Annotated in this window: 12 protein-coding genes and 1 pseudogene; 5 read left to right on the top strand and 8 right to left on the bottom strand. The window is 53.4% G+C overall.

The annotated features are described in order from the left end of the window. Positions 1 to 60: 60 nt before the first annotated feature. The 3 genes from P1X16_RS01240 to P1X16_RS01230 form a co-directional block, all read right to left on the bottom strand. Positions 61 to 462 carry a hypothetical protein gene (locus P1X16_RS01240; protein ID WP_277225660.1) on the bottom strand — a complete coding sequence of 134 codons (402 nt, stop codon included), beginning with the start codon at positions 460 to 462 and terminating at the stop codon, positions 61 to 63. Between the two features lie 9 nt (positions 463 to 471). Next, complete coding sequence (locus tag P1X16_RS01235) at positions 472 to 876, bottom strand: hypothetical protein (protein ID WP_277225659.1); 405 nt, start codon at positions 874 to 876, stop codon at positions 472 to 474. 317 nt (positions 877 to 1,193) lie between these two features. Beyond that, a complete protein-coding gene (locus P1X16_RS01230) occupies positions 1,194 to 1,865 on the bottom strand; it encodes a hypothetical protein (RefSeq protein ID WP_277225657.1) in 672 nt (223 codons plus the stop codon). Between the two features lie 295 nt (positions 1,866 to 2,160). Here P1X16_RS01230 and ade point away from each other — a divergent pair, with 295 nt between their 5' ends. Beyond that, complete coding sequence (gene ade / locus P1X16_RS01225) at positions 2,161 to 3,816, top strand: adenine deaminase (RefSeq protein WP_277225655.1); 1,656 nt, start codon at positions 2,161 to 2,163, stop codon at positions 3,814 to 3,816. 81 nt (positions 3,817 to 3,897) lie between these two features. Here ade and P1X16_RS01220 read toward each other — a convergent pair whose 3' ends face one another. Next, complete coding sequence (locus P1X16_RS01220) at positions 3,898 to 4,308, bottom strand: response regulator (protein ID WP_277225653.1); 411 nt, start codon at positions 4,306 to 4,308, stop codon at positions 3,898 to 3,900. 69 nt (positions 4,309 to 4,377) lie between these two features. Beyond that, positions 4,378 to 5,352, bottom strand: a pseudogene (locus tag P1X16_RS01215) (pyridoxal-phosphate dependent enzyme); the annotation flags it as partial. Between the two features lie 510 nt (positions 5,353 to 5,862). On the opposite strand from P1X16_RS01215, the gene sucD reads away from it, so the two are divergent. Further along, positions 5,863 to 6,744, top strand: a complete 882-nt coding sequence (sucD, locus tag P1X16_RS01210) for a succinate--CoA ligase subunit alpha (RefSeq protein WP_187314684.1) — start codon at positions 5,863 to 5,865, stop codon at positions 6,742 to 6,744. A gap of 77 nt (positions 6,745 to 6,821) precedes the next feature. Here sucD and P1X16_RS01205 read toward each other — a convergent pair whose 3' ends face one another. Next, positions 6,822 to 7,544 carry a hypothetical protein gene (locus P1X16_RS01205; protein WP_277225652.1) on the bottom strand — a complete coding sequence of 241 codons (723 nt, stop codon included), beginning with the start codon at positions 7,542 to 7,544 and terminating at the stop codon, positions 6,822 to 6,824. Positions 7,545 to 7,781: 237 nt separating this feature from the next. Next, positions 7,782 to 8,546: an outer membrane beta-barrel protein gene (locus P1X16_RS01200; RefSeq protein ID WP_277225651.1), complete on the bottom strand. Its 765-nt coding sequence runs from the start codon at positions 8,544 to 8,546 to the stop codon at positions 7,782 to 7,784. A 142-nt stretch (positions 8,547 to 8,688) separates the two neighbouring features. Between P1X16_RS01200 and P1X16_RS01195 the strand changes: the two genes are divergently transcribed. The 3 genes from P1X16_RS01195 to P1X16_RS01185 all read left to right on the top strand — a co-directional run bounded on the left by P1X16_RS01195 (position 8,689) and on the right by P1X16_RS01185 (position 11,229). Then, positions 8,689 to 10,089, top strand: coding sequence for a mercuric reductase (locus P1X16_RS01195; protein ID WP_277225650.1), 1,401 nt, complete (start codon positions 8,689 to 8,691; stop codon positions 10,087 to 10,089). Positions 10,090 to 10,150: 61 nt separating this feature from the next. After that, positions 10,151 to 10,711, top strand: a complete 561-nt coding sequence (locus P1X16_RS01190) for a GNAT family N-acetyltransferase (protein WP_277225649.1) — start codon at positions 10,151 to 10,153, stop codon at positions 10,709 to 10,711. 53 nt (positions 10,712 to 10,764) lie between these two features. After that, positions 10,765 to 11,229 carry a hypothetical protein gene (locus P1X16_RS01185; RefSeq protein WP_277225647.1) on the top strand — a complete coding sequence of 155 codons (465 nt, stop codon included), beginning with the start codon at positions 10,765 to 10,767 and terminating at the stop codon, positions 11,227 to 11,229. Positions 11,230 to 11,231: 2 nt separating this feature from the next. Here the strand turns inward: P1X16_RS01185 and P1X16_RS01180 are convergent, their stop codons facing one another. Further along, complete coding sequence (locus P1X16_RS01180) at positions 11,232 to 11,993, bottom strand: hypothetical protein (RefSeq protein ID WP_277225646.1); 762 nt, start codon at positions 11,991 to 11,993, stop codon at positions 11,232 to 11,234. Positions 11,994 to 12,021: the final 28 nt, after the last annotated feature.

The raw sequence follows: 12,021 nt of genomic DNA, 5'->3' as shown, positions 1-12,021 counted from the left end.
CCTCCAGACTATTCTAATCTACTACCCGCGGCGTTTACCCCCTATTTTTTTGGGTGAATTTTACGAAATCCACTGTCTACGACCCGGATTTTCTAGGTGAATGGGCACAGATGCAAAAAAAGCAACGACCGATTCGGATAAGCCTTTATCGAGTTGTTCAGCCACTCGGAAGAAAGGATTGAAGAAGTGCTGCTGGTTGATACCCACTCCAGTGGTACCGTCGGGACCCTGCGCCCACGTGCCGCCGTAGGTTTCCACGAGGCACTGCCCCAAGAAGCAGCCCAGAGCCGTGGTTACACCCTGTCGGTCGGCAGCCGATAAGGCAGCACGTTGCGTTTCGATAAAGTCGGCTAGCTGTTGTACCGCTACGGCATCGAAAGAGCTAGCTCGCAATTGCTGACGTAAGGCATCGGCGGCAGCACGCAATGCAGCAACAGGAGATTCGGGAGCGGAAGCAGACATCAACAGAAATTAATGGCCCGGTTGAGTTATAGATTGCAAAAACTGGCGGGTCTGCCAATCGGCATAACGTTCCAGTAGCTGCGCAGCATCGCGCCGAGGGTGATACTGGCTGGCTCGCAAGCCCGTGGCTAGTTCCGGGTTATTACCGAGCAGCACGAGCATAAACTGGTTGAACTTCACGGTATTGGTAGGCAGCACTTGCCATGCCTCTTGCCCACGCCGGAGCAGCAACCGGCTGGAAAGCGCCGTTAGCAATGTAGCAGGCCGTTGCGGGTCGTAGTTGATTAGCTGAAATCCACCACCCCGGTACACTTGGCGTCCAAAGGCTGCAGGTAGCAGTCCCCGGCGTCGGCTAAAAGGAAAGTGGCGAGTAGGCACAATCAGGTCGCGCGCTGCCACCACGGTGTCGCCCATTGATACGAAACGTTTCAGCTCAGTAGGAAAATACGCTTTGTATGTGCTGCCTGCGTCGCTCAGGTAACCCGGTCATTTTCCCAATTTTCTATCTGCACAGAATGCCAAGTGCCATCATTGCCCTGATACATGCCTGCGTGGCCAGCGCCACGATGTAGTGCCGGATCTTCGGTTGGAGCGGGCGTAGGCGCAGGAAATGCTGCTGGCTTACGTTGCGCTTGTGTAGCACCGACCACCAAGAGCTAGAACGTGAGCACAAATAGCAAGTCCTTCCGTATCATTGGTCAGCCAACAGGACAGTGAGAATTGGAAAGTACCTATTTAGCAGATTGCTGCTTCCAGTTCACATACAATTCTATGATCTGCTTTGTATGCTTGGCCTTTAAATCGCCGGCCTGAAGTTGTTTTGCCAGGCCAGGATGATCTCCAAAAAGAGCCAACATTGTACGCTCAAATTCCTGGTGCTTTACGGGTACAGCTATAATTTCTGTTCCGTGGCTAATCATCAAACCGTCTCCATCCCAATCAGGAGAATTCATTCCACCCCATTGGTAAGCGGCTAATAAATAGCCACCTCCCTTATAAATCTGCTTCATGAAGCAAGCTTCAACTTGCTTATCAGGCTTCTTTGGATCGGCAAAGCTGCGTACAACTCGAAAGGTGTCGGTTCCAACAGCTAACGATTGTACTTCTCTAGCCAGCAAAATCTTTTTCTTTTTGCTCCCTTCTTCCTGAAGGTGCACTCTCTGCAAGCCTTCCATCCACATTTTGGCGGGATGCCAGCTTTGATCTGGTAATTGATACTGGCCTTTACCTACATTAGACATGCCCGTGGCGGCTGAAATTGCACCCATAGTTGCCAGCCGCACTCCTGCACTAATAAGGCCGACTTGCGCCTGCGTGCCTCTTGCCATGGAAAGCACAACAATAAGCAACAATAACGCACGGCCATTCAGAAACCGGCCCAGAACGGTAGAATTTGTATTCACTAACGAAGAAATATTCTAATATAAAATAAGCAACTAACGGACAATCACTACGCTAGTGACTATCGCAGGGGCACGGAATTTTGCCAATGGCCGCTTTGCGCTTATACGACGCGGTTTTCTTTTGCTGCGGCGTGCGACTGGCGCAACCCGTAGTAGCAAGGCCCGAACCTAAGAAGAGGGCAGTTATCAAGTAAGTGGCAATCTTTCTCACTGACGCAGATTTTAACAAATATACGGTTCTTTACCTGTCTGCCGCTTTTCTGCGGCCAGTCTTGTACAGCTTCTCCCCTAACTTATGCCCGCTGAATTTAGTTTACAGGCTAACGTCATCGACCTGTTTGCCAATACCATAGCCCCTAGCGTTGTGCACGTAGCCGACGGCCGCATTCAGGCTATTGAGCCGACGGGCGCCACTGCTCCCGACCCGAGTTTGCCGTATGCACTGCCCGGTTTCGTGGATGCGCACGTGCACATCGAAAGCTCGCTGCTGATACCGGCTGAATTTGCCCGGCTGGCCGTAGTGCACGGTACGGTAGCTACGGTGTCGGACCCGCATGAGATTGGCAATGTGCTGGGCGTGGCGGGATTGGAATTCATGCTGGAAAGTGGGCGGCAGGTACCGTTCAAGTTTTGCTTCGGTGCCCCGTCGTGCGTGCCGGCCACGCCTTTCGAGACAGCTGGCGCCGAGATAACGGCACAGGACATCGAGCAATTGTTTCAGAACCCGGAAATCGGGTATCTGGCGGAAATGATGAACTGGCCCGGCGTGCTGAACCGCGATGCGGGCGTGATGGAGAAAATTCGGCTGGCGCAACAGTACGGCCGCCCTGTAGACGGCCACGCTCCTGGCCTGCGCGGAGCCGATGCCCAACGCTATGCCGAAGCCGGCATCAGCACCGACCATGAATGCTTTACGGCCGAAGAAGCCCTCGATAAGCTGGCGGTCGGCATGAAGATTCTAATTCGGGAAGGCTCCGCAGCCCGCAACTTCGACGCCCTGATTGATCTGCTGCCGGAGCACTACGAGCACATGATGTTTTGCTCCGACGACAAGCACCCCGATACGCTGGTGCTCGGCCACATCAACCAACTGGTGCAGCGCGCCGTGGCCCGCGGCCAAGACGTGCTGAAGGTGTTACGCGTAGCTTGCCGCAACCCCGTCGAGCACTACCGCCTGCCCGTCGGCCTGCTCCGCGCCGGAGACCCCGCTGATTTTATTGTGGTAGACAACCTCACGGATTTCCAAGTGCGCCAAACGTACTTAAATGGTGAGCTAGTAGCCGAAAATGGCAACACCTTGATTACCTCGGTGCCTGGCCGCATCGTTAATAATTTCCATGCTCGGCCTGTCAAGGAAGAGGAATTTCAAGTACAAGCTCCCGCTAACGAACAATCAACTGTCAGGGTCATCGAGTGCTTTGATGGACAGCTTATCACTGCTCGTCACGACCTATCGGCTCGCGTGGAAAATGGACTGGTGGTACCCGACTTGACGCAGGATATTCTCAAGCTTACCGTTGTGAACCGCTACCAGCCTGCGTCGCCAGCGGTAGCTTTCATTCGCGGTTTCGGCCTGAAGCATGGGGCCTTAGCCAGTAGCGTCGGTCACGATTCGCACAATATCACGGCCGTTGGCTGCGACGATGAAAGCATAGCCCGTGCCGTAAACTTGGTAATGCAGGCCCGAGGTGGTTTAGCCGCTGTTGGGACCAACGGCGAGGAGCTTGTGCTGCCGCTGCCCGTTGCCGGACTAATGTCGGAGCAGGATGGTTACCGCGTGGCCGAATCGTATGCGGCTATTGATGCGCTGTCGAGGCAGCTTGGCTCTCCACTCGGGGCACCGTTTATGACCCTCTCCTTTATGGCCCTGCTGGTTATCCCGAGCTTGAAATTAAGCGACAAGGGGCTATTTGATGGCGAAGCATTTCGCTTTGTAGAGGCGGTAGTGTAAAATTATTTATTAACAGAAAAGCCGCTCCCATATTAAGGGAGCGGCTTTTGTTATAGTTGATATCCTAGTGCAAGTAGACAATTAAAACCGCTTTTTCAGCAGCTTTTCCATCTTCTCCTCGGTTAGCGGCTTTGCCAGATATTCTACGTCCGGGTATTGGGCTACGCGGGCGGTGTCGGCGGCGTGCATGGAGGTGGTAAGCACCGCCATGACGGTTTTGGCCTTCGATTGATCGGGCAAGGCGTCGTAGAGCTTCAAGAACTCGAAACCATCCATGCCCGGCATCTTCAGATCGACGAACACGAGTGCAGGTACCGCATCCGGGTCGACGGGTGCGTTTTCCTCGCCCCACAAAAATTGAAACGCCTGCTCTGCTTTCCGGAAAGTGTGCACTTGGTCGGCAACGTCGAGACGACTAAGCAAGCGGTTGTTCAGAAAACTAGTGGTTTCGTTATCATCAACCAGTACTATGCTGCGCAGCTTCTTCGACATAAGACAGTTTGGTTTCACTAAAGCTCGAACGGGAACAGGAGAAAGATGCTAAAGCAAGGTTTTGTTTTACAACCAGCCTTGCTCCCGCATCCAATCATCATTGTAAATCTTACCCAGGTAACGGGTGCCGTGGTCAGGCAGGATGACAACCATGGTATCGTCTTCCTGGAGGTGTTCCCGGGCGTATTCCAGCGCCCCGTATACTGCCGAGCCGCAAGACCATCCGACGAACAAGCCCTCTTCCTTCGCTAGGCGGCGCGTCATGACGGCTCCGTCCTGGTCTGTGACTTTGATGAACAGATCAATGACATCGAAGTTAACATTCTTAGGCAAAATATCTTCGCCAATACCCTCGGTCTTGTAAGGATAGATTTCATTTTTGTCGAAAATTCCGGTCTCCTTGTACTTCTTAAAAACCGAGCCGTAGGTATCAATACCCACCGTCACGAGGTCGGCATTTTGTTCTTTCAAATACTTGGAGGTACCGCAAATGGTACCGCCAGTGCCCACCCCGCACGCAAGGTGCGTGATTTTGCCGTCGGTCTGTTTCCAGAGCTCGGGACCGGTGTTTTCGTAGTGGGCGGCTGTGTTCGAGAGGTTGTCGTACTGGTTCGGGTAGAAGGAGTTGGGCGTTTCGGCCGTGATGCGGCGGGCCACTGAGTAGTAGGAACGCGGATCGTCGGGCTCCACGTCAACGGGGCAGATGACCACCTCGGCACCCACTGCCCGCAAGATGTCTTGCTTTTCTTTGCTTTGCTTGTCGCTCATCACAAAGATGCATTTGTAGCCTTTGGAAATAGCTGCCAGCGCCAGCCCCATGCCGGTGTTGCCGGAAGTTCCCTCCACGATAGTACCGCCAGGCTTCAGGATGCCCGCTTTTTCGGCGTCCTCTATCATCCGCACTGCCATGCGGTCCTTCACGGAGTTGCCGGGGTTGAAGTATTCTACTTTGGCCAGAACGGTGCCTTTGATACCGTCCGTAACCTTGTTGAGCCGCACCAGGGGCGTGTTGCCAATGGCCTCGACTATATTATTCAGGTACATGAGAGGGGAATTGTTGATGAGAGGGGGCCACAAAGGTACGGATTTGCTGTGGTAGCCCCGGGAAGTCACTTAGTTTCCCAAGCTTCCTTCCACTATAACCCTAGAAATTAGGGACTTGTTGCAGTTAAGCGGAGCGTTCCTCCGGTACCGTAGCTGACAGGCGACTGCCAATACAACTCAGCGGATGTAGAGCTTGTGTCTGGTCGATGAACGGCAAAGCATCCTATCGGTTAGGTAAATTGCTTGACACATAGTTCCCCGATTCCCGTTCAGCATCATAAACTACTCCAATAGCTCGGTGGCCGCAGCTTTGCGTCAACTGGTTGTTGTTGCGACAGTCCTGTAGCAAAATCAATTTGTTACGAGCCTCTTTTTCGTGTGGCGCCGCTTCCCATGAATCAGTTAGTGGCTTGTCACCGCCGCAAAAAGGGCTACTTTTGCGCACCGGGTGCTTTAAATAGCATCTTTTTCGCACTCCCAACCGCAACCTATCTCTAACCCCCTCTCTACATGAGTGTTCTGGTCAACAAGGATTCTAAAGTGATTGTGCAGGGCTTTACTGGCTCCGAAGGCTCGTTCCATGCCCAGCAGATGATTGAGTATGGCACCAACGTGGTGGGCGGCGTTACGCCCGGCAAAGGCGGCACTCAGCACCTCGACCGTCCGGTGTTCAACACCGTAGCCGAGGCAGTAGAGCAAGCCGGCGCCGACACTAGCATCATCTTCGTGCCCCCAGCTTTCGCCGCCGACGCCATCATGGAAGCCGCCGACGCTGGTATCAAGGTCATCGTCACCATCACCGAAGGTATTCCAACCAAGGACATGATTGCGGTGAAGGAATACCTAAAAGGCCGCGAAGGCCTCCGCATGATCGGGCCAAACTGCCCCGGCGTCATGACAGCTGGTGAGTGCAAAGTGGGCATCATGCCCGGCTTTATCTTCACGAAAGGCAAAATCGGTATCGTTTCAAAATCAGGCACCCTGACATATGAGGCGGTTGACCAGCTAACCAAGGCCGGTCTCGGCCAAACCACCGCCATCGGCATCGGCGGTGACCCTATCATTGGCACTACCACCAAAGAAGCCGTGGAACTGCTCATGAACGACCCCGAAACGGAAGGCATCGTCATGATTGGTGAAATCGGCGGCGGCATGGAAGCCGAAGCTGCTCGCTGGATCAAAGAAACCGGCAACAAGAAGCCAGTAGTAGGCTTTATTGCTGGTCAAACGGCACCTCCCGGCCGCCGCATGGGCCACGCCGGTGCTATCGTAGGTGGCGCCGACGACACGGCTGCTGCTAAGATGGCTATCATGCGCGAGTGCGGCATCCACGTAGTGGATTCGCCCGCCGAAATCGGCGACACGATGCTGCGCGTATTGGGCGGCAAGTAATTGCTTTCTAATTCAGCCTGATTGCAAAGCCCCGGCGTAAGTCGGGGCTTTTTTGTTGTGTTGTATGTAACAGCTGGCTATCGCAGTGGCTGTTGGGGTTGCCAAACGACACCGATACCAAGTATCACTGCCGGGATTCCGGCGGCAAACCATTGATCATCGAGTGTTTCAGTTCGGTTTGCCGAGCTAGAAGGCTCGAGATTGCTACTCGACAATCCTATTGAAGATTGTAAGTACCAGCTTTCATTTTGGCCTAGCCGGCGGCGATTGTTTACTACTAATTGATGACGATAGCTACCCATATTAGGAATAGCCCCCTTCCTATTAGCTAGTCCGCTGAAGGACACACGGTCTACTCGATATGTGAGACTGTACGTACTGAATGGCAATTCACAGGCAGTTCCTATTTGGCCAAATGCCTTGCTGTATCGACCTCGCTTGTACTCACCACCCAATAAACCATCCTGACGGTTAGTCATAGCATAGCCACCGCCAGCCGTGGCATTCAGCAGCCAGTTCTCTCCAATATTCCAATACCCTCCCATTCCTAGCTCCGCCTGACGGTGCCGGACATAGTGGTCTCCACCTGTGTTGAGACCAATTTTTCCGGCACCAGTTAGCAAAACGTGGGGCAAGGGCGAGTAAGCTCCTACAGTTTCCACCAAAACTGCAGGGTGCATACTGGCGGCTACTTCAAGCTGCCCCTGGCGTTCTATGAGGGGCATAGTGGACTGCATAGGTACGTATACTGTACAGCCGGTTATAGATACAAAACTTAAAACGAGTAAGGTATTCTTCATATGCAACTCAACTAATAGATGCGTCAAGTTGCTTGTCTTTGCATTGGCTGCGAAACCAATACATCAATCCTTTAGACTTCTTCCGGTTGACTTCCTGGTAGCATGGTGTTGAATAATTCTAGCAGGCAAAGAATAGAGAGGGTTTTTCTGAATTATAAATAGACTTTTAAGATCATCCTTAACAAAAAAGGAATCTGCTTTAAAAACTGAATTTGCTCAGTTCTCGCTTTCGAATCTCTACTTCCGTCCTTCCTGACCGCCTACATTTACTACTATACCCAGCTGAAATACCGAGTTGGAAGCTTTCAGAAACTTGCGGGTTCGTAAACCAAAATTGCTGCCGCTGATAAACTGGAGTTGGAGGGGCCCCGCTACTTTGATGCGGGTATAGGTGATAGGTTCGAGAAAAACGTTGTCCTCAGGGGCTTGAGCAACACCGCCCAAGCGAAAATCATTGAGCTGCATATAGCTGGCCCGAAGCGCTGTACCATAGTTGAAGTCCCAGTCGCGACCTAATGCGTGGAAGGTTTTCTCGTCTTTCGAAGTATAGTTGACCTGCACGAAATACTTTTTGAGCTTTCCTTCCGCACTCTGCTCGGTGATGTTGGTTTCGTTGTTGAACCTGGTGCGCTTGGTGTTGCCCGCGCCTATGCCCCCGTACACTTCCAGCACGCGCTGGTCTTTGCGCAGGCGCGTGAAATAGCCGACTCCGGCCTCCACGAAATCGTGGTCTATGGATTCCCGGTCGGCTTTCTTGCCGAAGAAATTCTCTTTCTTATTAGAATGCAGGAAAGACGCCGAACCAATGACACCAATATGGTCACCAACGGCGTAGGCGCCCTGCAAAGCAGTGTTTTGGCTGAAATTACTATGAATACCGGCGCTCCATTCGCCTTTTTGCGTGAGGAGCGGCACTTGCGGCGGCGGCGGGAAATAAAGGGACGAACAACTAGCTAACAGAGGCAAGCTCAACAAGAAGACTGCACGAAGCAAATGAATCATAAAGGACAAACAGGAACGGGATAAGTGAAGGCAAAACGTGTGAATCCGTACTTCCTTGTGTGGCCATAGGCTCAACAGTTGCGTACAGTTCAACAGGTGGCTGCTACTGAGGCAGCCCCTCATTGTCCAAACTTCGCGTTTTATGCCCAATACTTCTTACGATGCCCTCATTATTGGCTCCGGCCAGGCAGGTAATCCTCTTGCCACTGCGCTTGCCGATGCCGGCCAACGGGTAGCCCTTATCGAGGAAAACTTGCTCGGTGGCTCTTGTATCAACTATGGTTGCTCCCCAGTGAAAGCCATGCTCGCGTCGGCTGAGCGGGCCCACCAACTCCGCACCGCCACCGATTTCGGGATTAAGGACGCCGAGCCCAAAACCAATATAAAGGCAGTAGTAGCCCGCAAAGATGAAATAATCGGGACGATGCGCGAAGGCGTCCGCAGCAACCTTACCGAAGAACACAAAGGCATTACGGTGCTAGAAGGCCACGCCACCTTTACCGGGCCGCGCAACATCCTCTTCACCCCGCCTACTGGTCCGCTACAGGAACTTAGCGCCAAGCGCATTTTTATCAATACCGGTACGCGCGCTGCCATTCCCGACATCGAAGGACTGGATGGCTTACCTTACCTCTCCACCACTCAACTACTCGACCTCAAAGAGCTACCCAAGCACCTGCTCATCGTGGGAGGCGGCTACATCGGGTTGGAGTTCAGTCAGATGTATCGGCGCTTTGGTTGTGACGTGACGATCATCGAATCGGGCACGCAATTGCTGGAGCGCGAAGACGATGATGTGTGTGAAGCCCTCAGCAAGATCTTGACCGACGAAGGAGTGGAGATTGTGCTTGGCGCCGACGTGCGGCACGTCTCGCGCAACGAAGAAGGCATCTTCACGCTTACGGCCAGTACCAAGCAGGGCGACCGACGCCTGCGCGGCACTCACTTACTCGTGGCTACTGGCCGCACTCCCAATACTGATACGCTCGGCCTCGACCAAGCTGGCATCAAACTCGACGAGAAGGGCTTCATTGAAGTCAACGAGCGCCTGGAAACCAACGTCCGCGGCGTATACGCCCTCGGCGACATACACGGTGGCCCCCAATTCACCCACATCAGCTACGACGACTTCCGCGTGGTTCGCGACAACCTTCTCAAGCGTGGTAAGCGACGTTCGGCCAAGCAACGGCCCCTGCCCTACTGCGTCTACACCGAGCCGCAGCTCGGCCGCATCGGCCTCAACGAAAGCCAGGCGCAGGAGCAAGGCCTCGACTACCGCGTTGCCAGCATGCCCGTTCACACCATCGGCCGTGCCCGCGAAACCGGCCGTACCAACGGCTTCTGGAAGGTGCTAGTTGACCCGCAGGATAGAATTGTGGGTGCCTCCATACTTTGCGCCGAAGGTGGTGAGCTAATGACTATGTTTCAGCTTGTAATGATGGGCAAGCTGAAATATCAGCAGCTTCAGAACATGGTTATTGCGCACCCAAGCTGGGCCGAGGGTTTAAATAATGTGTTTGCCAAGCTGGCAAAACCAGAATAACGGAAGCTGTTATTTTCGAGCGTCTTTTGGGCTATCATAGCTCCCCCTTACCTCGACTCTCATGAAGATATTTGCCGAAACAGAAAGGCTGCTACTACGCGAGTTGTTACCCACCGACGCGCCGGGCATGTTCGCGCTGGACTCCGACCCGCTGGTGCACCGCTACTTAGGCAATAACCCGGTTCAAACCATCGAGCAAAGCCAGGAAACTATAGCCTTTATTCGGAAACAGTATCTGGAAAATGGTATTGGGCGCTGGGCCGTCATCCAGAAAGCAACCAACGAGTTCATCGGTTGGGCGGGCCTCAAGCTGGTGCGCGAGCCCGTCAACCATCACGTCGATTTCTACGATGTAGGCTACCGGTTTATTCATCAGTATTGGGGCCAAGGCTTTGCCACAGAAGCGGCACGGGCCTCGGTAGCCTATGGGTTTGAGGTGCTGCGGGCGCCCGTACTCTACGCCATAGCCGACATGCAAAATACAGCCTCGCGGGCGGTGCTGGCCAAGGTTGGGCTGCACCACGTTAGCGTTTTCGACCATGAGGGCGTGCCCACAGCTTGGTTGGAGGCTCGGCGCTCCTCATCGAAAATTGCTTCAGCCAGCTATCAAGCTTTTACTTAGAATCAAAAGCAGGTCTTCTTTACTTCTCTTCAAAAACCAAGCTACCCGGGTTTATGCGTCCTATCAGCTGTTTCGTAGCACTTACCTGCCTGAGCGCAACACTGACAGCTTGCGAACAGAAAGCAGCTACTTCTACTACGCCCACAACCATAGCACCAGCCGTGGCAACCGACACGGCGTTACCACAAGCGTCTTCGCTCCTACCTACGCCCACCTATGCAGGCACGTACACAGTGCAGGACACGGCCGTGTGTGCCCTTTCCATCACCATTACTAAGCAGGCTAATGCCTATCGGTTTGTCATGGGTGAAACGCGTGGGCCGGTTCGGGTAGACCGGCAAGGCTCCGAAACTTACCTCACCTTTTTGGGCCTAAAAGGAGCGGACCCGCAGGACAATGTAGAAGCCGTTTGGCAGGACAGCCTACTCCTGATTCAGAACTACGGCAACTCCATGAACGAGTACACGCGCTTCGAGCAGTGCGACGCCAAGTATCTGGAACTGGTTCGGCAGCGGTAGTCTTACTCGCTCTTCTGGACGAACAGATGCGGGAGTAGAATAACACTTACCGCCAAGAAGCCATGCCCTTGTCTGATACGATTATATGCATACGGTTCATTAGGACCATATGTACCGCTTGGCCTACCTGAAGCGCCCCATGCGGCCTGCAACCGCAGCCAAGGCACTGCCCCGTCTTCACGGCCAAAGCGCAAAAACAACATAGGTTCAATACGCGTCATGTGGCGCAAGCCGATGGGCTGGCTATTATAGGTGAGCGAAGAAAATGTAACCCTTGAAAGCCGAGAAGTTGCTCCCATCGTTAACAGCCGCGCTTGATAAGAAATGACGGCTTCACCGTAGAGTCGGTGGTAGCCAGCTTGCAAGTCCACTCGTCTATTCAGTTCTAATAAATCACTGTATTCAGAGTAACCACGGCTATTGCGTGCCTCCCCGTACCCTCCAAGCGCGCTTATTAGCCAACGTTCACCAAGCGTATAATAGCCTCCCACTCCTAGCTCGTACTGTCGAACTCGAAAGTATGTACTATCCCGGTCATCGGTCTTGAGGCCGCCAGCGGCCCGCACCAGCAGATGCTTTACCGGTGAATAAGTGGCTCCCGCCTCCCAACGCCCATTCAGAAATGTTGTTCCCTGCACCTCCACCTGCCCTTTGTCCCGAATTTGGGGAGCCGCAGGAAGCATAGGAGCATACACAGAACAACTGCTCAAGGTGAGTACAGACAGCAGCAGAAAGCAGGAATAGCGAAGTAGCAGTTGGAGCATATAAGAGAGTAGTAATAAAATAACCAAT

It is taken from the genome of Hymenobacter sp. YC55 (assembly GCF_029433095.1).
Lineage (GTDB): Bacteria > Bacteroidota > Bacteroidia > Cytophagales > Hymenobacteraceae > Hymenobacter.
This window is presented reverse-complemented; position numbering and strand designations above follow the sequence as displayed.

What these genes read in the sequence shown, in the direction of transcription:
- P1X16_RS01240 (WP_277225660.1), bottom strand. Translation starts at nt 462, where the DNA reads ATGTCTGCTTCCGCTCCCGAATCTCCTGTTGCTGCATTGCGTGCTGCC.
- P1X16_RS01235 (WP_277225659.1), bottom strand. Translation starts at nt 876, where the DNA reads ATGGGCGACACCGTGGTGGCAGCGCGCGACCTGATTGTGCCTACTCGC.
- ade (WP_277225655.1), top strand. Translation starts at nt 2,161, where the DNA reads ATGCCCGCTGAATTTAGTTTACAGGCTAACGTCATCGACCTGTTTGCC.
- P1X16_RS01220 (WP_277225653.1), bottom strand. Translation starts at nt 4,308, where the DNA reads ATGTCGAAGAAGCTGCGCAGCATAGTACTGGTTGATGATAACGAAACC.
- sucD (WP_187314684.1), top strand. Translation starts at nt 5,863, where the DNA reads ATGAGTGTTCTGGTCAACAAGGATTCTAAAGTGATTGTGCAGGGCTTT.
- P1X16_RS01205 (WP_277225652.1), bottom strand. Translation starts at nt 7,544, where the DNA reads ATGAAGAATACCTTACTCGTTTTAAGTTTTGTATCTATAACCGGCTGT.
- P1X16_RS01200 (WP_277225651.1), bottom strand. Translation starts at nt 8,546, where the DNA reads ATGATTCATTTGCTTCGTGCAGTCTTCTTGTTGAGCTTGCCTCTGTTA.
- P1X16_RS01195 (WP_277225650.1), top strand. Translation starts at nt 8,689, where the DNA reads ATGCCCAATACTTCTTACGATGCCCTCATTATTGGCTCCGGCCAGGCA.
- P1X16_RS01190 (WP_277225649.1), top strand. Translation starts at nt 10,151, where the DNA reads ATGAAGATATTTGCCGAAACAGAAAGGCTGCTACTACGCGAGTTGTTA.
- P1X16_RS01185 (WP_277225647.1), top strand. Translation starts at nt 10,765, where the DNA reads ATGCGTCCTATCAGCTGTTTCGTAGCACTTACCTGCCTGAGCGCAACA.
- P1X16_RS01180 (WP_277225646.1), bottom strand. Translation starts at nt 11,993, where the DNA reads ATGCTCCAACTGCTACTTCGCTATTCCTGCTTTCTGCTGCTGTCTGTA.